Source organism: Rhodococcoides corynebacterioides NBRC 14404, assembly GCF_001894765.1.
Classification (GTDB): domain Bacteria; phylum Actinomycetota; class Actinomycetes; order Mycobacteriales; family Mycobacteriaceae; genus Rhodococcoides; species Rhodococcoides corynebacterioides.
The window spans coordinates 226,240-245,719 of record NZ_BCWV01000004.1 but is presented as its reverse complement, the minus strand read 5'-3'; the positions used below and the strand labels follow the sequence as shown (position 1 = coordinate 245,719).

Below are 19,480 nucleotides of genomic sequence, written 5' to 3'. Positions count from 1 at the left end.
GGGAGACAGGATCGAGATCTCGTCGCGGTCACGAACGACCGACGATAATGGCACGAGACGCGACAGTCGGCCGGATCGGCCGGTGGCCCAGCCACGCTCATGCCGACGGTACCCTCTCTGCATGCCCGGTACGGTTCCCGTCGTTCTCGTCGCCGGCTACCTCGGCTCCGGCAAGACCACCATGCTCAATCACGTCCTTCGCCGTAACCGCGGCATTCGCCTCGGAGTGATCGTCAACGACTTCGGCTCGATCGACATCGATTCCATGCTCGTGGCCGGGCAGGTCGACTCCGTGATCGGGCTCGGAAACGGGTGTCTGTGCTGCGCCGTCGACAGCGAGGACCTGGACGAGATGCTCGGCACGCTCACCGGACCGAGCTCCCCGGTCGACGCCGTCGTCATCGAGGCCAGCGGACTCGCGGAGCCCCGTGCCCTCATTCGCATGGTGCTCGGCAGCTCGCACGCCGGAGTGCGGTACGGCGGGCTCGTCGTGGTGGTGGACGCCGTGAACATGACGGATTCGGTGGAGCGGCACCCGGATCTGGCGCAGCACCTGGCGTTCGCCGACCTGGTGGTGGTCAACAAGAGCGACCTGGTGGGTGACGACGGCCGGGCGTCCATGGTGAACCTCGTCCGCCGGCACGCCCCGGGCGCGCCGGTGGTGATCACCGAGCACGGGCGGGTCGACGTGGCCCTGCTGCTCGACCCGCCGGAGCGGACGGAGGACGACGGGCCCCGCCAGCTCAGCCTCGACGACCTCCTCCGCGAGGACGACCACGACCACGACGCGCATCACGAGCATCTGCACGACACCTACCGCAGCGTGGCGGTGGAGACGACGCGCCACGTCGACCCGCGCGCGCTGATCGCGCTGCTCGAGGACCCGCCGGCGGGCCTCTACCGATCGAAGGGCTTCGTCCGCTTCACGACGGGCCGGGGTCGATTCCTGCTGCAGACGGTCGGTCGGCACATCGTGATCGAGCGGGCGCCGACGCGGGGGAGCACCGCCCTGGTCTTCCTCGGCGCGGGGATGGACGACGACGTCGACGCGGCCATCCAGGGTGTGGTGCGGGACCGCCCCGCGACGGACGAGGAGATGCTCGTCGTGCACCGCTACCTGCGGGAGCAGGGAATCTAGAGTCCGACCCACTCGCTGGTGCCCTCGGGGAAGCGCTGACGCTTCCAGATGGGCACCTCGGACTTGATGCGGTCCACCAGCGTCTCCAGCGCGTCGAACGCGGCGTCGCGGTGGGGCGCGGCCACGGCCGCGACGAGCGCGGTGTCCCCGATGGTCAGGTCGCCGACCCGGTGGACGGCGGCCGTCGGCAACCCGGACGCTGCCGCGGCGTCGTCACAGCAGCGACGCAGGAACGCCTCGGCCTCGGGATGGGCCTGGTACTCGAGCGCGGACACCGAGCGGCCGCCGTCGTGATCGCGGACGACGCCCCAGAACACCAGCACCGCACCGTGAGTCGGTCCGGCGACGAAGTCCGACACGGTGGCCGGATCGATCGGTTCGGCGGAGATGCGGGCGAGTACGGATGTCATTCGTGAGCTCCTCCGCCGCGCACCTGCGCGATCAGGTGATCGAGAATCGGGTCGAGGACGGAGAGGCCGTCCTTCACGCCGCCCGGAGACCCCGGCAGGTTGACCACGACCGTGCGTCCGGCCACGCCGACCAGCCCGCGGCTCATCGAGGCGTGCACGGTCGCGCCCAGTCCCACGCGGCGGATCTCCTCGGCGACGCCGGGCAGCTCGCGATCGAGGATCACGCGCGTCGCCTCGGGCGTGGCGTCGGTGGGGGAGACGCCCGTACCGCCGGTGGTGACGATCAGCGCGGGTCCGCCGTCGAGCGCGTCCTGCAGTCCGGCCGCGATGTCGGCGTCGGCCACCACCACCGGCCCGCGCACGTCGAAGGTGCGCTCGGTGAGCCAGGAGACGAGGCGGGGTCCGGTCGTGTCCTCACGGGTGCCCGCGGCGCCGGCCGTCGAGGCGACCACCACCACTGCCGTCCGATCGCCGAGCGGGGCGGGAGGCAGGGCGGGTTCGTCCCGCGTCCACACCCCGCGCTTGCCGCCTTCCTTGCGCAGCAACCGAATTCCGTCGAGCACCGCAGCGGGGTCGACCGCCTTCACCATGTCGTGCAACGTCAATCCGGCCACCGCGACGGCCGTCAGCGCTTCCATCTCCACCCCGGTCCGGCCGGTGGTGCCCGCGGTCGCCTCGATGGCGATGGAGTCGTCGGACAGGTCGAACGAGATCGACACCGACGTCAACGGCAGCGGGTGGCACAGCGGAATCAACTCGGAGGTCTTCTTCGCCCCGCCGATGCCGGCGATCCGGGCGGTGGACAGGACGTCGGCCTTCGGCAGACCGTCGGCGCGGACCAGCGCGACCACCTCGGGCGTCGTTCGCAGCACTCCGGCGGCCACGGCGACGCGCGTCGTCTCCCGTTTGGCGCCGACGTCCACCATGCGCGCGCGGCCGTCGGAATCGACGTGGGACAGACCGGACTCGTTCACAGGGGCCACACTCGCACAGTGGCGCCCGCGGGAAGGTCGGTGGTGTCCTCGGGGAGGTCGACGAGGACGTCCGCGGCGGCCATGGAGGCCACCAGGTGCGAGCCGGGACCCGAGGTGGTGATCCCGCCCGGGGTGCGTCGGCCGCGCAGGAACTGACGCTTGCCGGGGATCGAGCGCACGGCCTCCACCAGGGTCGCGTCGTCGGGACGCAGGGCCGGCAGTCCGGCGAGGTCGCGGAGGACCGGCCGGGCGAAGATCAGGTACGAGACCAGAGTGCTCACCGGGTTGCCGGGGAAGCTGATCACGGGAGTGCCGTCCAGGTCGGTCCACCCCTGTGGCCCGCCCGGCTGCATGCCCACGTGGCCGAAGGTGCCGCCACGCGGTCCGAGGACGTCGCGGACGACCTCGAAGTCGCCCATCGACACCCCGCCGGACGTGACGACGACGTCCGCCCGGGTCAGCGCGTCGTCGAGCAGGGCGGCGAAGTGCTCGGCGGAGTCGGTGCTGCGAGTCCGGACGGTCACGTCCGCGCCGTCGGCGATCGCCGCGGCGGCGAGGGTGGGCCCGTTGGAGTCGTACAGGCACCCGGGCCCGGGCTCCGTTCCGGGCGCGACCAATTCGGCTCCGGTGGCGATGACCGCCACCCGCAGTCGGGGCCGCACCGCCACGCTCGCGTGGCCGACGGCGATGATCGCGCCCACGTGGCGCGCGTCGAGTCGCGTCCCCGCCGGGACGACGACCTCGCCCACCCGGACGTCGCTGCCCTGCTCGCGCACGAACTCGCCGGCCCGTCGGGACCGCCCGATGCGGACCCGCCCACCGACGGCGTCGGTGTCCTCGACCGGGACGATCGCGTCGGCCCCGCGGGGGACGGGGGCGCCGGTCATGATCTTGCGGGCCGTGCCGGGGACGTGCGCGTCACCGCCGTCGTCTCCTGCGGCGACGACCCCGGTGACGTCGAGCTCGACGGGGACCGTCGCCACCGCGGCGGCATCCACCGCGTACCCGTCCATCTGCGAGTTCCGGAAGGACGGGACGTCGATCAGGGCGCGCAGATCGGTGTGGGCGACGCGTCCGTGGGCATCCTCCACGGCGACGGTGTCCGGTCCGCGGCGGGCCAGTGCGGTCCGGATCAGCCGGTCGACCGTGGCGGCGTGGTCGGCGACCGAACGTGTGCTGTGCCCCTGCGTCATCGGTACATCGTAGGAGCCGGGCATACTCGGACGGGACAGCCGCGACGGAACGAGGAGGTGAGACCGGTGACGGTGGTGAGCATGGGAATTCCCCGCCTGCCGGGTCGGCGCCCCTCGGTGGCCGACCGCCCCGACGTGCCGGTCCTGCTGGACCGCTTCGGCCGCGTGGCTCGTGATCTGCGCATCTCGGTGACGGAGAAGTGTTCGCTGCGCTGTACTTACTGCATGCCCGCCGAGGGACTGCCCGGGCTGGACGCCGAGCAGGTGTTGAGTGCTGCCGAGATCGCCCGGCTGGTCGGGGTCGCACACCGCGAACTCGGCGTCCGGGAGGTGCGATTCACCGGCGGGGAACCGTTGGTACGCAAGGACATCGTCGACATCGTGGCCCGGTCCGCGGCGGCCGCGCCGGGTGTGGCGTTGTCGATGACCACCAACGGCATCGGTCTCGACCGCCGCGCCGCGGCGCTCGTGCAGGCCGGGCTCGGGCGCGTGAACATCTCCCTCGACACGGTCGACCGCGCGCACTTCGCCGCGCTGACCCGACGCGACCGACTCCCGGCCGTCCTCGCGGGCATCGATGCGGCGGTGGCCGCGGGCCTGACGCCGGTCAAGATCAACGCCGTCCTCATGCGCGAGACGCTCGCGGGTGCGGCCGACCTGCTCGCGTGGTGCCTCGAGCGGGGGGTGGCGCTGCGGTTCATCGAGCAGATGCCGCTCGACGCCGACCGCGAGTGGGCCCGCTCGACGATGGTGCCTGCCGAGGAACTGCTGGGCGTCCTGCGCGAGCACGTCGACCTGACGGAGATCGGCCGGTCCGATCCGTCGGCACCCGCGGAGGAGTGGACCGTCGACGGCGGCCCGGCGACCGTCGGCATCATCGCGTCCGTCACTCGATCCTTCTGCTCGGACTGCGACCGCACCCGGCTCACCGCGGAGGGCACCGTCCGATCGTGCCTGTTCAGCGACGTCGAGACCGACCTGCGCGCGGTGCTGCGCCGCGGCGCCGACGACTCCGAGATCGCCGACCTCTGGCGCGGTGCGATGTGGGAGAAGAGCGCCGGCCACGGCATGGACGACGCCGGGTTCGTCCCGCCCGAGCGATCCATGGGGGCCATCGGTGGTTGAGGTGCGCTATTTCGCCGGGGCCGCCGATGCGGCGGGCACCTCCGCCGAGACGCTCGACGCGACGCCGGACCTCACCGTCGGCGAACTCAAGGCCCTGCTGTCCGCACGCCACGGTCCGCGCCTCGCACCCGTCCTGGACGTCGCCGTCTTCCTCGTCGGCGACGAGATGATCCGCGACGACGCCCGCACGGTCGGTCCGCGCGTCGACGTCCTCCCGCCCTTCGCGGGCGGCTGACCGTGCGCGGGGACGGCGGGTCTCGTGACGACGTCGTCAAACGGCGTCCGGACGCCCACCCGAACTTCTTCCCCGCCGAGGCGGCCGGTCTGGCGTGGTTGGCCGACGGGGGAGCGCGGACCGCACGGGTGATCGAGGTCGACCGCGAGCACATCCGCCTCGAGCGCGTCCCGGCCGCGCGGCCGACGCGCGAGGCGGCCGAGGAGTTCGGGCGCATGCTGGCGCGCACGCACGCCGCCGGCGCTCGGGGGTTCGGCTGCCCACCCGACGGCATCGACGGGACCCTCTTCATCGGCAACCGCACGATGACGTCGACCGTGCACGCGTCGTGGGGTGAGTTCTACGCGGCCGAGCGGGTGCTGCCGTACCTGCGGGTGGCGGTGGACGAGGGCACGGTGACCGCCGACGAGGCCGCCCTGGTGGAGCGCGCCTGCGCGCTCGTGGCGTCGGGCGTCGCGAATCCGGTGGGTGGTGCAGACCGGATCCACGGCGATCTGTGGACCGGCAACGTCCTGTGGTCACCGGACGGGGTGGTGCTCATCGATCCGGCGGCGCACGGTGGTCATCGCGAGACGGACCTGGCGATGCTGGCCCTGTTCGGCTGCCCGTTCCTCACCGCGATCCACGAGGGCTACCGCGACGCCGGCAGGCTCGACGACGGGTGGGAGGAGCGGACGGCGCTCCACCAGCTCCATCCGCTCGCGGTGCACGCGGCGGGACACGGGCGCAGCTACGGCGAGTCGTTGGCGACGGCCGCGGCGGAGACGGTGCGCCTACTCGCGTGACCTCGGCGTGTCGGCCGGTACGGGCCGGGTGACACGCAGGACCAGGTCCTCCCAGCCCGCCACGAGGCGCTCGGGCGTCATGCGGCCGTCGCGCAGTTGGTGCAGGACCACCGTGGCCTCGAGAGGCGCGAGGACCGCGTAGGTGAGCAGTTCGACGTCGCCCTGCACCTCGGCGGCGCGCAGCAGACTGGCCACGTGGGTGAAGCCGACGGCCCAGGCGGGGGCGGCGAAGCGTGAGGAACCGGAGTTCTCGGCGGAACGCAGGAGCTCGCCCTGGACCTCGACGACGCCGAACCGTGCACGTCCGTAGGCCAGGAGGCGGTCGAGCGGCGGGGCGCCGGGCCCGAGGGGAGGCGGGCCGAACATGTAGGACTGCTGCAGGGCGGTCTCGGTGTGGTCGAGCAGGGCCAGCATCAGTCCGGCGCGGCTGCCGAAGCGGCGGAACACTGTGCCCTTGCCCACACCGGCGCGGGCGGCGACGGCGTCCATGGTGAGGCCGTCCGGGCCGCGCTCGTCGACCAGCGCCACGGCCGCATCGAGCAGCAACCGGCGGTTTCGTGCCGCGTCGCAGCGTTCGGCTTCACCGTTCGCCAGGGGGAGCAGGGCGTCTGTCACACCCTCAGCTTACGCACCCGGGAATGAAGTGGACTATGGTCCGGTTACGGATCGGGTACCCCCGATCCACCACCGTCTGCGAAAGGACCGCACATGTCTCGCGTCATCGCCCTCGTCGGCAGTCTTCGTGCCGAATCCGTGACCCGCCGCCTCGCCGAGACCGCCGCGTCCGTGGCGCCCGAGGGTGTTCGGGTGGACATCTTCGAGGGCCTCGGAGACCTTCCCTTCTACAACGAGGACATCGACAACACCGATGCCCTCGCCGCGCACCCGGCCGTCGACCGCCTGCGCACCGCCGTGGGCGACGCCGACGCCGTGCTGCTGCTGACGCCGGAGTACAACGGCACGATCCCCGCCGTGCTCAAGAACGCCATCGACTGGGCGTCGCGTCCGTTCGGCGACGGCGCGATCAAGGGCAAGCCGACCGCGGTCATCAGCTCCTCGCCGAGCGCGAACGCCGCCCGCTGGGCCAAGGACGACACCGCGAAGGCCGCGCGCGTGGCCGGTGCCACCGTGCTCGACGACGCCGACCTGGCCATCGGCAGCATCCTGTCGGCCATCGACGGCAAGCATCCCCGTGACAACTCACAGATCGCCGGAGACATCGCGGGCGTCGTCTCCGCTCTCGACGCCGCGCTCGTCGACGCGTGACGACGACGGGTGGGCGCGTCTCCGCGACGCGCCCACCCGTCGCGACACGCCGTGATTTTCCGGTTCTGTCCAGGTAATTCCACGACTGTCATTACAAGTTGTGGTGTTGCCTTGCTCTGTCGGACACCAGGTGTAGTGTCTGGGACAGCGAGAGGCCACCACGGCTTCGACCCGGAACTTCGAGGTTGTCGGCCCTGTCGGGCCCGCAACCGCGGCAGGGAAGAGCGGGACCTTCGGGGGCCCGATCGGAGGGTCGGCGGCCCTGTGGTCGCGCACCAGAACGCGACACCGTCACGCGAGAGAACGAGGACACTCATGAGCGCCACCACCGTCACCGTCTACACCAAGCCCGCGTGCGTCCAGTGCAAGGCGACCTACCGCGCCCTCGACAACGCCGGCATCGAGTACGACGTGGTGGACATCTCGCTCGACCCCGAGGCCCGTGACTACGTCATGGCACTCGGCTACCTCCAGGCTCCCGTCGTCGTCGCCGGCGACGAGCACTGGTCCGGTTTCCGTCCGGACCGCATCAAGTCGATCGTCACCGCCGCCGCCTGAACGGTCCCACCCGGCCCGCAGGACCGTTCGTAGACCATCCGTCCGTCGGAATCCGTCGTCCATCGTTCCGGAGGCGAGCACCGTGACCGAGTCGCTGGTCTACTTCTCGAGCGCGTCGGAGAACACGCACCGGTTCGTCGCCAAGCTGGGCCTGCCCGCCACGCGGATCCCCGTCTCGTCGCGGGACGGGGGACTGCGCGTCGATCGACCGTACGTGCTGATCCTGCCGACCTACGGCGGTGGCACCACGGCCACGGGCCGGGACACGTCGTACGTGCCGAAGCCGGTCATCCGATTCCTCAACGATCCCCACAATCGCTCCCTGATCCGCGCCGTCATCGCAGCCGGCAACACGAATTTCGGGGAGTCCTACTGCTTCGCCGGTGACGTGATCGCCGCGAAGTGCCGCGTGCCCTATCTCTACCGCTTCGAATTGATGGGTACTCCCGAGGACGTCGATCGCGTCCGCGAGGGACTCGCCCAGTTCTGGGACCGCCACGACGGTGAGAACCCGAGTGACGCCACCCGGCCCGCAGACACGTCCCGCATCATCACCGCCACCCCGTAGGAGTTACGCCCATGGCCCCGACCGTCACGGACACGTCCCCGGCGACGTCGCGATCCGACGCTTCGGATCTCGACTACCACGCGCTCAACGCGATGCTCAACCTGTACGGGCCGAACGGGGAGATCCAGTTCGACAAGGACCGCGAGGCGGCGCGGGCGTACTTCCTGCAGCACGTCAACCAGAACACCGTCTTCTTCCACAACCTGGACGAGAAGCTCGACTACCTCGTCGAGGAGAACTACTACGAGGCCGAGGTTCTCGACCAGTACTCCCGGTCGTTCGTCAAAACCCTTCTCGACCACGCGTATTCGAAGAAATTCCGGTTCCCGACGTTCCTGGGTGCGTTCAAGTACTACACCTCCTACACGCTGAAGACGTTCGACGGGAAGCGCTACCTGGAGCGGTTCGAGGATCGCGTCGTCATGGTGGCGCTGACCCTCGCCGCCGGTGACGAGGTACTCGCCCGGCATCTGGTCGACGAGATCATCGCCGGCCGGTTCCAGCCCGCGACGCCGACGTTCCTCAACTCGGGCAAGAAGCAGCGCGGCGAGCCCGTCTCCTGCTTCCTGCTGCGCATCGAGGACAACATGGAGTCCATCGGTCGCTCGATCAACTCGGCCCTGCAGCTGTCCAAGCGCGGCGGCGGAGTGGCGTTGCTGCTCAGCAACATTCGTGAGGCCGGCGCGCCGATCAAGCGCATCGAGAACCAGTCGTCCGGCGTCATCCCGATCATGAAGCTGCTCGAGGATTCGTTCTCGTACGCCAACCAGCTCGGCGCCCGGCAGGGTGCGGGCGCGGTGTACCTGCACGCGCACCACCCCGACATCTACCGCTTCCTCGACACCAAGCGCGAGAACGCGGACGAGAAGATCCGCATCAAGACGCTGTCGCTGGGCGTGGTGATCCCGGACATCACGTTCGAGCTGGCGAAGAAGAACGAGGACATGTACCTGTTCTCGCCGTACGACGTCGAGCGCATCCACGGCGTGCCCTTCGCGGACGTGAACGTCACCGAGAAGTACCACGAGATGGTGGACGACAAGCGCATCCGCAAGACCAAGATCAAGGCGCGCGAGTTCTTCCAGACCCTCGCCGAGCTGCAATTCGAGTCGGGCTACCCGTACATCATGTTCGAGGACACGGTGAACCGGGCGAACCCGATCGACGGCAAGATCACCCACTCCAACCTGTGCTCGGAGATCCTGCAGGTCTCCACCCCGTCGACGTTCAACGACGATCTGTCCTACAGCCATGTGGGCAAGGACATCTCGTGCAACCTCGGCTCGCTGAACATCGCCAAGACGATGGACTCGCCGGACTTCGCGCAGACCATCGAGGTCGCCATCCGCGGCCTGACGGCCGTCTCCGATCAGACGCACATCACCTCGGTGCCGTCGATCGAGGAGGGCAACAACAACTCCCACGCCATCGGCCTCGGGCAGATGAACCTGCACGGGTACCTCGCTCGCGAGCGCATCTTCTACGGCAGCGAGGAGGGCATCGACTTCACCGACATGTACTTCTACACGGTGCTGTTCCATGCGCTGCGCGCGTCGAACCGTCTCGCCATCGAGCGCGGCACCTCCTTCGGTGGGTTCTCCGAGTCGAAGTACGCCTCAGGCGAGTTCTTCGACAAGTACACCGATCAGGTGTGGGAGCCGAAGACCGCGCGGGTGCGAGAGTTGTTCGCGGACGCCGGGATCCACATCCCGACGCAGGCCGACTGGGAGCAGCTGAAGGCGTCGGTGCGCGAGCACGGCATCTACAACCAGAACCTGCAGGCGGTCCCGCCGACCGGGTCGATCTCCTACATCAACTACTCCACCAGCTCCATCCACCCGGTGGCGTCGAAGATCGAGATCCGCAAGGAAGGCAAGATCGGCCGCGTCTACTACCCGGCGCCGTACCTGACGAACGACAACCTGGACTACTACCAGGACGCGTACGAGATCGGGTACGAGAAGATCATCGACACCTACGCCGCGGCCACGCAGCACGTCGATCAGGGCCTGTCGCTGACGCTGTTCTTCAAGGACACCGCCACCACCCGCGACATCAACAAGGCGCAGATCTACGCGTGGCGCAAGGGCATCAAGACGCTGTACTACATCCGGCTGCGGCAGATGGCTCTCGAAGGCACCGAGGTCGAGGGTTGCGTCAGCTGCATGCTCTAGCAGGTGGCTCCGTGCCCGGTAGGGTCGGAGCGAAGGTCGGTGAGGGCGTGTCACGCCCGGTCACGAGCATCGCGGTGCGGCCGCGAAACAGGGTCGAATCAGCAGGTAGGAAATCATGGTGAAGCTCATCGATCGCGTGTCCGCGATCAACTGGAACCGCGTGCAGGACGACAAGGACGCCGAGGTCTGGGATCGCCTCACCGGCAACTTCTGGCTCCCCGAGAAGGTGCCGGTGTCCAACGACATCCCGTCGTGGCAGACCCTCACCGAGCACGAGAAGCAGCTCACCATGCGGGTCTTCACCGGCCTGACGCTGCTCGACACCATCCAGGGCACCGTGGGCGCCGTGTCGCTGATCCCCGACGCGATCACCCCGCACGAGGAGGCGGTGTACACCAACATCGCGTTCATGGAGTCGGTGCACGCCAAGTCCTACTCGTCGATCTTCTCCACCCTGTGCTCCACGCGGGACATCGACGACGCGTTCCGCTGGTCGGAGGAGAACGCCAACCTGCAGCGCAAGGCGTCCATCGTCATGGACTACTACCAGGGCGACGACCCGCTCAAGCGCAAGGTCGCCTCGACCCTTCTCGAGTCGTTCCTCTTCTACTCGGGCTTCTACCTGCCGATGTACTGGTCCTCGCGGGCCAAGCTCACCAACACCGCCGACCTGGTCCGCCTGATCATTCGCGACGAGGCGGTGCACGGGTACTACATCGGCTACAAGTACCAGCGCGGGCTCGAGACGCGGTCCGCCGCCGAACGCGAGGAGCTGAAGAACTACACCTTCGACCTCCTCTTCGAGCTGTACGAGAACGAGACCGAGTACACCCAGGACCTCTACGACGAGGTCGGGCTCAGCGAGGACGTCAAGAAGTTCCTTCGCTACAACGCCAACAAGGCGCTGATGAACCTGGGCTACGAGGGGCTCTTCCCCAAGGACGAGACCGACGTCAACCCGGCGATCCTGTCGGCGCTGTCGCCCAACGCGGACGAGAACCACGACTTCTTCTCCGGCTCCGGCAGCTCCTACGTCATCGGCAAGGCCGTCAACACCGAGGACGACGACTGGGATTTCTGATCCTCTGCGTACGAACGGGGCGCCACCTTCGGGTGGCGCCCCGTTTCGCGTGTCGGGGGCCGGCGCGCGAGTTCTCCCACACGATCCGCCCCGATTCCGCGGATCCGCAGAACCCCGGCCGACAATGCGGCGGAACTCGCACACGAGGGTGGTGGGAAGCGGCGCGGGTGCGCTGACCTACTGCCGGAACCACGCCTCGGGGCCGTGGTGGAGTGCTTTGTCGATGCGCAGCCGGGAGGTGTCGGTCAGGTCGGCCGGCAGGTCGTTCGCGTCGAACCACCGGACGTCGGTGTTCTCGTCGTCGGCCACCCGAGCTTCACCGGAGACGTGCCGGGCGAGAAAGCAGAGGTCGAGGTACTGCGTGTGGTCGCCGTTGGGGTAGACGATCGGGTCGGTGACGTCGACGCTGGTCAGCCGAACCAGCTCGGCCACCACACCCGTCTCCTCGGCGATCTCGCGCAGGGCTGCGGGGCCGGGCTCCTCGCCGGGTTCCAGCACCCCGGACACCACGGCCCACCGCCCGTTGTCGACGCGGCGGGTCAGCAGGATCCGATCGTCGGCGTCCAGGACGACGGCGCTGACGCCGGACAGCCAGAGCGGAGCGTGGCCGATCTTCTCGCGCAGGTCCAGGATGAACTCGGGCACCGGCACGTCAGACGTATCCGTTCAGCGAGTTCTCGAGGTCGGTCAGCACGGTGCGGGCGGCGATGACGCCGTTGCCCGACCAGGCGGCGTCGTCGACGGCGAACACACGCCCGTCGGTGGCGGCGCCGAGGTCCTTCCAGGCGTCGCTCTCCATGACGGACCGCCCGTTCTCGAGCCCGTCGGGGCCGTCGAAGATCACGTAGATCAGATCGCCCTCGGCGACGGAGAGGTCGTCGGCGGGGAGCGGAGCGGTGGGGCCCTGCTGCGGCCCCGGTCGGCGGACGCCGGCGGCGGTCAGGACCTGACCGGCGAAGCTGTCGTCGCCGAGAACATCCGCACCGTCGCCGTGGAAGCGGATCACGGAGGCCTCGGTCAGTCGGCTGTTCAGCCGCAGCCCGACGTCCTCGGCCCGAGCGCGGTAGTCGTCGACGGCGCGCGACGCCGCCTCACGACGTCCCATCGCCGTGGCCGCGAGGAGGGCTCGGTCGGTCCAGGAGGACTCGGTGCGAGTGAGCACCGTCGGGGCGATGGCGTCGAGCTCGTCGCGAACGGCCGGGTCGAGCTCGTCGGTGCCGACGATGACATCGGGCGCGAGGGCTCGTATCGCCTCGACGTCCGGGGCCGAGGGTGGGCCGACCGGAGCGATCCGGGCGATCCCGGTACCGAGGTAGTCGGGACGCGGCAGGGCGGACGGGGGAGCGGTGGGCGCGAGCGGAACGGTGGGCGCGCCGACCACCCGCTCCCAGGTGCCGACCGCGCAGGACGCGTCGAGTGCCTCCATCGACAACACCACGATGCGTTGCGGGTCGGCCGGGACCGTGACGGTGCGCCCGCTGCCGACGACGATGCGCCCGTCACCCTGCCGGCCGAAGGCGTCGGCGGGTTGGGGGAGGGCACAGAGTCCGACGGTGTCGCGTTCGATTCCGACGACGCCGGCACCGGCCACGTTGGTCGTGGTCCGCACGATCGTCGACGCGTCGTCACCACCGGTGTCGCCGCAGGCAGCGAGGGTCGCGACCAGGGTCCCGACGGTGACGACGAGCGCTGCCGACCGACGGCGGGAACGACGAAGCATGGCGGTGACCCTACTGGAGGTGCCCGGGCGTGACGGACGACCTACGACACCGAGTAGGACCCGCGCTTCACATGTCGGCCCAGGGGGTTACGATCCATGTAGCGCACGTTCATGCGTCCACTTCGCTTCCGCGGAGAGACGCGCATTCAGGAGGATCAGTGACTGCCCTAGCGCCCCAGCCAGTCCCCGAGCTGACGGCTTCGCGGCCGTACCCGCCCCGCATGGGGCCCAAGGGTTCGTTCGTCCACAAGATGGTGACGACCACCGATCCCAAAACGCTCGGCATCATGTACATGGTCACCTCGTTCGGGTTCTTCCTGTTCGGTGGTGTCCTGGCGCTGCTCATGCGCGCGGAGCTGGCCGTGCCGGGCCTGCAGTTCCTGTCGAACGAGCAGTACAACCAGCTCTTCACCATGCACGGCACCATCATGCTGCTGCTGTACGCGACGCCGATCGTCTTCGCGTTCGCGAACTACATCATGCCGCTGCAGCTCGGCGCTCCGGACGTGGCGTTCCCGCGTCTGAACGCGTTCAGCTACTGGCTCTACCTCTTCGGTGCGCTCATCGCCTCCGCCGGCTTCATCACCCCCGGCGGTGCCGCGGACTTCGGGTGGACGGCCTACACGCCGCTGACCGACGCGGTGCACTCGCCCGGCATCGGTGCCGACTTCTGGATCATGGGTCTGGCCCTGTCCGGCCTGGGCACCATCCTCGGCGGCGTCAACATGATCACCACGGTCATCTGCCTGCGTGCGCCCGGCATGACCATGTTCCGCATGCCGATCTTCACCTGGAACATCTTCGTCACGATGATCCTGGTGCTGCTCGCCTTCCCGCTGCTCACCGCCGCGCTGCTCGGCCTGGCTGCGGACCGGCATCTCGGCGCTCACCTGTTCGATCCGGCCACCGGCGGTGTTCTGCTGTGGCAGCACCTGTTCTGGTTCTTCGGACACCCCGAGGTGTACATCATCGCGCTGCCGTTCTTCGGCATCGTCTCGGAGATCTTCCCGGTCTTCTCCCGCAAGCCGCTGTTCGGTTACACGGGTCTGATCTACGCCACCATCGCCATCGCGGCGCTGTCCATCGCGGTGTGGGCGCACCACATGTACGCCACGGGCGCGGTGCTGCTGCCGTTCTTCTCCTTCATGACGTTCCTCATCGCGGTGCCCACCGGCGTGAAGTTCTTCAACTGGATCGGCACCATGTGGAAGGGGCACCTGACCTTCGAGACGCCGATGCTCTTCTCGGTCGGCTTCCTGGTGACGTTCCTCTTCGGTGGTCTGTCCGGCGTGCTGCTCGCCAGCCCGCCCATCGACTTCCACGTCACCGACTCGTACTTCGTGGTCGCGCACTTCCACTACGTGCTCTTCGGCACGATCGTGTTCGCGACCTACGCGGGCATCTACTTCTGGTTCCCCAAGATGACCGGCCGCATGATGGACGAGGCGCTCGGCAAGTGGCACTTCTGGGCCACGTTCATCGGCTTCCACGCCACGTTCCTGGTGCAGCACTGGCTCGGCGCCGAGGGCTTCCCGCGTCGCTACGCCGACTACCTGCCCTCCGACGGCTTCACGGTGCTGAACTCGATCTCCACCGTCGGTGCGTTCGTCCTCGGTGCCTCGACGCTGCCGTTCCTGTGGAACGTCTTCAAGAGCTACCGCTACGGCGATCCGGTCACGGTCGACGATCCGTGGGGTTACGGCAACTCGCTCGAGTGGGCCACCAGCTGCCCGCCGCCGCGCCACAACTTCGTGGAGCTGCCCCGCATCCGTTCGGAGCGTCCGGCGTTCGAGCTGCACTACCCGCACATGGTCGAGCGCATGCGTGCCGAGGCGCACGTGGGCCCCGGCCACGGCGGCGGCAAGACCACGGAAACCCTCGAGCAGGCTCGGCGGGCACCGATCGCCACCAGCGACCACGAGTCGTCGGCGGATCGCGATCCGGATTCCGGCCGCCCCTGACACCGTCTCGTGCGATCAGCCCCTCCCGTCTCGGCGAGGGGCTTTTCGCTGGAAAGGGGTCCTTCGTGACCAGCAGTGAGGCACAGCCCGAACGACGCGCGACGTCGGTGCTCGTCACCGTCACCGGCGGCGACAAGCCCGGTGTCACGTCCGTTCTGTTCGCCACCCTCGCGCGCCACGACGTGTCCGTGCTCGACGTGGAGCAGGTCGTCATTCGTGGTCGACTGACGCTCGGTGTCCTCGGCGAGTGCTCGGGCGACGTCGAGACGCTGCACGAGCATCTCGAGGAGGCGATGGCCACCGTCGGTGTGCACGTCGACGTCGAGGTGGGCAGCGAACACGGCCGCACCCCGCTGTCCACTCACGTGGTGGTGGTGCTCGGCCGACCCGTCACGGCGCGGGCGATCAGTGTGCTGTCGAGTGAGTTGGCCCGTCAGGGCGCGAACATCGATTCCATTCGCGGCATCGCCGATTACCCGGTCACGGGCCTCGAGCTGCACGTGTCCGTGGACCACGCGGCGGACGACGCCGACGAGCGGCTGCGCACCTCGCTCGCCACCGTCGCCGCCGGTGTGGGCATCGACGTCGCGGTGGAGCGCGCCGGCCTCGCCCGACGCGCCAAGCGGCTCATCGTCTTCGACGTCGACTCGACGCTCGTTCAGGGCGAGGTGATCGAGATGCTGGCCGCTCGCGCCGGCGTCGAGGACGAGGTCCGCGAGGTCACCGAGGCCGCGATGCGGGGCGAGATCGACTTCGCGGAGTCGCTCGATCGTCGCGTGGCGACCCTCGCCGGACTGGACGCCTCGGTCATCGACGAGGTGGCCGCCGAGTTGCAACTCACCCCGGGTGCCCGCACCACCATTCGCACGCTGCGCCGCCTCGGGTACCACTGCGGCGTCGTCTCCGGCGGTTTCCGCCAGGTGATCGAGGGCCTCGCCCACGAACTCGAACTGGACTTCGTGCAGGCCAACACCCTCGAGATCGTCGACGGCCGACTCACCGGCCGCGTGACCGGGCAGGTGGTCGACCGCGCGCAGAAGGCGGTGGCGTTGCGGCAGTTCGCGTCCGAGGTGGGCGTCCCGATGGAGCAGACGGTGGCCGTGGGCGACGGCGCCAACGACATCGACATGCTCACGGCCGCGGGCCTCGGCGTCGCGTTCAACGCCAAGCCGGCGCTGCGTGAGGTCGCGGACACCGCGCTGTCCACCCCGTTCCTCGACGCCCTGTTGTTCGTTCTCGGCGTCACCCGCAGCGAGATCGAGGCCGCCGACACCGTCGACGGCCTCGTCCGTCGCATCCCGATCCCGTGACCGAGTTCGAGCCCCCGAGCGAGTCCGGGCCCGGGTCCGAGTCCGGGCCCGACACGTCGCTCGCCGTTCGGCACGCCGCCCTCGTCCGCATGGCCGACGGAGCGGACCGGTTCGGCTCCCGACGCGACCCCGACGATCCCGGTGACGTGCGGGCCATGCCGATGGTGCTGCACATCCCGAAGGCCGAGCCGCCGGCCCGCTCGGCGCTGCTCCGGGCTGCCGCCACCGCCACCGCGCAGGTGTGCCTCGACCCTCGGGTCGGCCCGGACGGACCGTGGCACGACGAGTACACGGCCTGGCTGGACGCCCGGATTCGCAAGGTCTCCCGTCGCGCCCGCGGCGCCCAGTGGGCCGCGGCGCAGGAGGTCGACGGCATCACCGCCACGGTCGACGGCGCCTCGGCGCGGGTGTACGTACCGTGCCGACTGCGCGACCTCGACCCGCGTCTGCGCAAACTCCAGGTCGAGGGCACGGACCTGCCGCACGACGACGGCACCGACACGCCCGATCCCGACGCGCTCGTCCTGTGGGTGAACGCCGCCCTCGACATGACCGTCGGCAAGACCGCCGCCCAGGTCGGTCACGCGGTCATGCTCGCGGCCGGCCGATTGCCGTTCGAGACGGTCGAGCGATGGTTCGGTCGCGGCTGCCCGACCGACGTGCGCCTCGCCGACGACGTCCGCTGGGCCGAGGCGACCGCACTCGGTGACGACGTGGTCGGGGTCCGCGACGCCGGCTACACCGAGGTCGCACCCGGGTCGACGACGGTGCTCGCCGACCTCCGCAGCATCACCTGACTCAGCCGCCGGCTCAGCGCGCCGCTGCTCTGATGGCGGCGCTCAGCGCGCCGCGGTCACGTAGACCAGGACGATCGGCCCCGCCACCTCGACCACACTGCCCGGCTCCTGCCCGGCCGGGTCGAGGGGCCGGCCGTCCCGCGCGGCGGAGTCGTAGACGGGCACGTAGTCCGAGGCCGAGGTCAGGGCGTCGTGGTGGGGGAGCACGATGCCTGTGGGTCCGCCGGCGTGCACGACCAGCAGCGCGGACTCGAACGACCGACCGTGCGAGCCGGGGATGCGCACGTCGGATCCGTCGACCCACGCCTGCAGGGTGCGTGCGGTGTCGTCGTGCCAGGCGTCGCCGACGATCTCGTTGCCCGCGGCGTCGAACCACACGAGGTCCGGCTCGCCCGTCGGCGTGCGCCGGCCTGCGAAGAACTCCTGCTGACGCAGCACCGGCGCGGTCCGTCGGCACCGGAGTGCGCGGGCGATCGTGGTCGCGAGGTCGGTGTCGCGGTACGCCCACCGGACGGCATGGGCGTCGGCAGCGGGTGTGTCGGCCGGGACGCAGTAGGCGTTGTTGTTGCCGTGCTGGGTGTGCCCGAACTCGTCGCCGGCGAGGAACATCGGTGTCCCGGTGGAGAGGGCGAGCACCGACAGCAGAGCGCGGACGTGGCGGTCGCGGGCGGCGAGCACGGCCGGATCGTCCGTGGCGCCCTCGACGCCGTGGTTCACCGAGTGGTTGCCGTCGGAGCCGTCGCGGTTGGACTCGCCGTTGGCCTCGTTGTGCTTGCGCTCGTAGGAGACGAGATCGCGAGCGGTGAAGCCGTCGTGCGCGGTGACGAAGTTGATCGACGCCCACGGGCGACGTCCGCCGGCGCCGTAGATGTCCTCGGATCCGGCGAGCCGGGAGGCGAGCTCGCGTACCCCGCCCTGCCCCGCGAAGAATCGGCGGACGGTGTCGCGGTAGCGGTCGTTCCACTCGCTCCACACGCCGCCGAAGCCGCCCACCTGATAGCCGGGCCCGGTGGCGTCCCAGGGTTCGGCGATCAGCTTCGTCCGGCACAGCACGGGGTCCGCCGCGATCGCACTGAGCAGCGGAGCCCGCGGGTCGAAACGCCACCCGCCGGGGCGTCCCAGGGTGGAGGCGAGGTCGAAGCGGAACCCGTCGACACCCATGTCGGTGGCCCAGTACCGCAGCGAGTCGCACACCATCCGCACGACCGCGGGCGAGGCGGCGTCGAGCGTGTTGCCGCATCCGGTGAGGTCGACGTCGCGGCCACGCTCGTCGAGGAGGTAGTACCCCGGCGCGTCGAGGCCCCGCCAGGACAGCGACGGCCCGTCGACGCCGCCCTCACAGGTGTGGTTGTAGACGACGTCGAGGATCACCTCGAGCCCGGCGTCGTGAAGCGCGTCGACCATGGCCCGGAACTCCTCGACCTCCCCGCCGGGAACCGAGGAGTAGCGCGGTTCGGGAGCGAAGTAGGAGGCCGTCGAGTACCCCCAGTGGTTGCGCATCCCACGGGCGTGCACGCCGGGTTCGGTGAGGCAGGCGTGCACCGGCAGCAGTTCGACGGCCGTGACGCCGAGATCACGCAGATGAGCGACGACGGCGGGGTGCGCCAGCCCGGCGTACGTGCCGCGGAGGTCCTCGGGAACGTCGGGATGAGCTGCGGTGAAGGAGCCGACGTGCAGTTCGTAGACGACGGTGGCGTCCCAGTCCGTCTCGAGGCGGGGGCGGCCGCGGCGCTCGGCGGGCGCGGTGACGACGGCGAGGGGGACGTGGCCACGGGAGTCTCGGTGGGATCGGCGTCCGAAGGGTTCGTCGTCGTACGGAAGCAGAGCGTCGGCGTCGCCGAGGCCACCGGTGATCCGGCGGGCGTAGGGATCGAGCAGCAGCTTGCCCGGATCGAAGCGGCGGCCGGACTCCGGCTGCCAGGGGCCGTCGGCGCGCAGTCCGTATCGGGTGCCCGCCGCGGCTCCGGCGACGATGCCGTGCCAGATCCCGTAGGTCCGTTCGGGCAGTCGGTGACGCGTCTCGGTGCCGTCGTCGTCGATCACGCAGACGTCGATCGCCGTGGCCTCGGGGGCGTGGACGGCGAAGGAGACACCGCCGTCGACGACGTGCGCGCCGAGGGGAAAGGGACGGCCGGGGGCCGACAGGGACCGGGGGGACGGGTGATCGTGCGACACGCGAGGCAAT

The 19,480-nt window shown here is 69.8% G+C and carries 19 protein-coding genes; 12 read left to right on the top strand and 7 right to left on the bottom strand.

Annotation, left to right across the window (positions count from 1 at the left end; translation table 11 throughout):
- Positions 1-121: 121 nt before the first annotated feature.
- Positions 122-1,138: a CobW family GTP-binding protein gene (locus RC2_RS10475; protein ID WP_068149461.1), complete on the top strand. Its 1,017-nt coding sequence runs from the start codon at positions 122-124 to the stop codon at positions 1,136-1,138.
- On the opposite strand, the gene RC2_RS10470 is transcribed toward RC2_RS10475, so the two are convergent.
- From RC2_RS10470 to RC2_RS10460, 3 genes are read right to left on the bottom strand one after another with little or no spacing between them, the layout of a single operon-like run.
- Positions 1,135-1,548, bottom strand: coding sequence for a molybdenum cofactor biosynthesis protein MoaE (locus RC2_RS10470; RefSeq protein ID WP_068149464.1), 414 nt, complete (start codon positions 1,546-1,548; stop codon positions 1,135-1,137). The two genes, RC2_RS10475 and RC2_RS10470, sit on opposite strands and share 4 nt — an antisense overlap.
- Complete coding sequence (moaCB, locus tag RC2_RS10465) at positions 1,545-2,522, bottom strand: bifunctional molybdenum cofactor biosynthesis protein MoaC/MoaB (RefSeq protein WP_281250870.1); 978 nt, start codon at positions 2,520-2,522, stop codon at positions 1,545-1,547. The genes RC2_RS10470 and moaCB overlap by 4 nt, the downstream gene beginning before the upstream one ends.
- Positions 2,519-3,715 carry a molybdopterin molybdotransferase MoeA gene (locus RC2_RS10460; protein ID WP_068149538.1) on the bottom strand — a complete coding sequence of 399 codons (1,197 nt, stop codon included), beginning with the start codon at positions 3,713-3,715 and terminating at the stop codon, positions 2,519-2,521. Before RC2_RS10460 ends, moaCB begins: the two co-directional genes overlap by 4 nt.
- Before the next feature lie 66 nt (positions 3,716-3,781).
- Between RC2_RS10460 and moaA the strand changes: the two genes are divergently transcribed.
- The 3 genes from moaA to RC2_RS10445 are packed head-to-tail and all read left to right on the top strand — an operon-like array spanning position 3,782 to position 5,860.
- Positions 3,782-4,840: a GTP 3',8-cyclase MoaA gene (gene moaA, locus RC2_RS10455; protein WP_068149467.1), complete on the top strand. Its 1,059-nt coding sequence runs from the start codon at positions 3,782-3,784 to the stop codon at positions 4,838-4,840.
- Positions 4,833-5,075, top strand: coding sequence for a MoaD/ThiS family protein (locus RC2_RS10450; protein WP_068149470.1), 243 nt, complete (start codon positions 4,833-4,835; stop codon positions 5,073-5,075). Before moaA ends, RC2_RS10450 begins: the two co-directional genes overlap by 8 nt.
- A gap of 2 nt (positions 5,076-5,077) precedes the next feature.
- Complete coding sequence (locus RC2_RS10445) at positions 5,078-5,860, top strand: fructosamine kinase family protein (protein ID WP_082895562.1); 783 nt, start codon at positions 5,078-5,080, stop codon at positions 5,858-5,860.
- Here the strand turns inward: RC2_RS10445 and RC2_RS10440 are convergent.
- Entirely contained in the window at positions 5,849-6,475 is a 627-nt protein-coding gene (locus tag RC2_RS10440; protein WP_068149477.1) for a TetR/AcrR family transcriptional regulator, read from the bottom strand. The genes RC2_RS10445 and RC2_RS10440 overlap by 12 nt on opposite strands.
- Positions 6,476-6,568: 93 nt before the next feature.
- Here RC2_RS10440 and RC2_RS10435 point away from each other — a divergent pair, with 93 nt between their 5' ends.
- The 5 genes from RC2_RS10435 (at position 6,569) to nrdF (ending at position 11,507) form a co-directional block, all read left to right on the top strand.
- Positions 6,569-7,126 (top strand): NAD(P)H-dependent oxidoreductase, encoded by a 558-nt coding sequence (locus RC2_RS10435; protein ID WP_068149479.1) that lies wholly within the window; start codon positions 6,569-6,571, stop codon positions 7,124-7,126.
- A 315-nt stretch (positions 7,127-7,441) separates the two neighbouring features.
- Entirely contained in the window at positions 7,442-7,684 is a 243-nt protein-coding gene (locus RC2_RS10430; protein WP_068149482.1) for a redoxin NrdH, read from the top strand.
- A gap of 82 nt (positions 7,685-7,766) precedes the next feature.
- Entirely contained in the window at positions 7,767-8,252 is a 486-nt protein-coding gene (nrdI, locus tag RC2_RS10425; protein WP_068149485.1) for a class Ib ribonucleoside-diphosphate reductase assembly flavoprotein NrdI, read from the top strand.
- 11 nt (positions 8,253-8,263) lie between these two features.
- On the top strand, positions 8,264-10,426 hold the full coding sequence (nrdE, locus tag RC2_RS10420; RefSeq protein ID WP_068149488.1) for a class 1b ribonucleoside-diphosphate reductase subunit alpha: 2,163 nt from the start codon (positions 8,264-8,266) through the stop codon (positions 10,424-10,426).
- 118 nt (positions 10,427-10,544) lie between these two features.
- The gene (gene nrdF / locus RC2_RS10415; RefSeq protein WP_068149541.1) at positions 10,545-11,507 is read left to right on the top strand and encodes a class 1b ribonucleoside-diphosphate reductase subunit beta; all 963 of its coding nucleotides are present in this window, start codon (positions 10,545-10,547) and stop codon (positions 11,505-11,507) included.
- Positions 11,508-11,684: 177 nt separating this feature from the next.
- Here the strand turns inward: nrdF and RC2_RS10410 are convergent, their stop codons facing one another.
- Both RC2_RS10410 and RC2_RS10405 read right to left on the bottom strand, forming a co-directional pair.
- Complete coding sequence (locus tag RC2_RS10410; protein ID WP_068149490.1) at positions 11,685-12,158, bottom strand: NUDIX hydrolase; 474 nt, start codon at positions 12,156-12,158, stop codon at positions 11,685-11,687.
- 1 nt (position 12,159) lies between these two features.
- Positions 12,160-13,227: an ABC transporter substrate-binding protein gene (locus RC2_RS10405; protein ID WP_068149493.1), complete on the bottom strand. Its 1,068-nt coding sequence runs from the start codon at positions 13,225-13,227 to the stop codon at positions 12,160-12,162.
- 158 nt (positions 13,228-13,385) lie between these two features.
- Between RC2_RS10405 and ctaD the strand changes: the two genes are divergently transcribed.
- The 3 genes from ctaD to RC2_RS10390 all read left to right on the top strand — a co-directional run bounded on the left by ctaD (position 13,386) and on the right by RC2_RS10390 (position 17,295).
- On the top strand, positions 13,386-15,188 hold the full coding sequence (gene ctaD, locus RC2_RS10400) for an aa3-type cytochrome oxidase subunit I (RefSeq protein ID WP_068149498.1): 1,803 nt from the start codon (positions 13,386-13,388) through the stop codon (positions 15,186-15,188).
- Positions 15,189-15,253: 65 nt separating this feature from the next.
- Positions 15,254-16,498 carry a phosphoserine phosphatase SerB gene (gene serB / locus RC2_RS10395; RefSeq protein ID WP_068149500.1) on the top strand — a complete coding sequence of 415 codons (1,245 nt, stop codon included), beginning with the start codon at positions 15,254-15,256 and terminating at the stop codon, positions 16,496-16,498.
- Between the two features lie 89 nt (positions 16,499-16,587).
- Positions 16,588-17,295 (top strand): aminoacyl-tRNA hydrolase, encoded by a 708-nt coding sequence (locus tag RC2_RS10390; protein WP_139277374.1) that lies wholly within the window; start codon positions 16,588-16,590, stop codon positions 17,293-17,295.
- 42 nt (positions 17,296-17,337) lie between these two features.
- On the opposite strand, the gene glgX is transcribed toward RC2_RS10390, so the two are convergent.
- A complete protein-coding gene (gene glgX / locus RC2_RS10385; protein WP_245811066.1) occupies positions 17,338-19,470 on the bottom strand; it encodes a glycogen debranching protein GlgX in 2,133 nt (710 codons plus the stop codon).
- Positions 19,471-19,480: the final 10 nt, after the last annotated feature.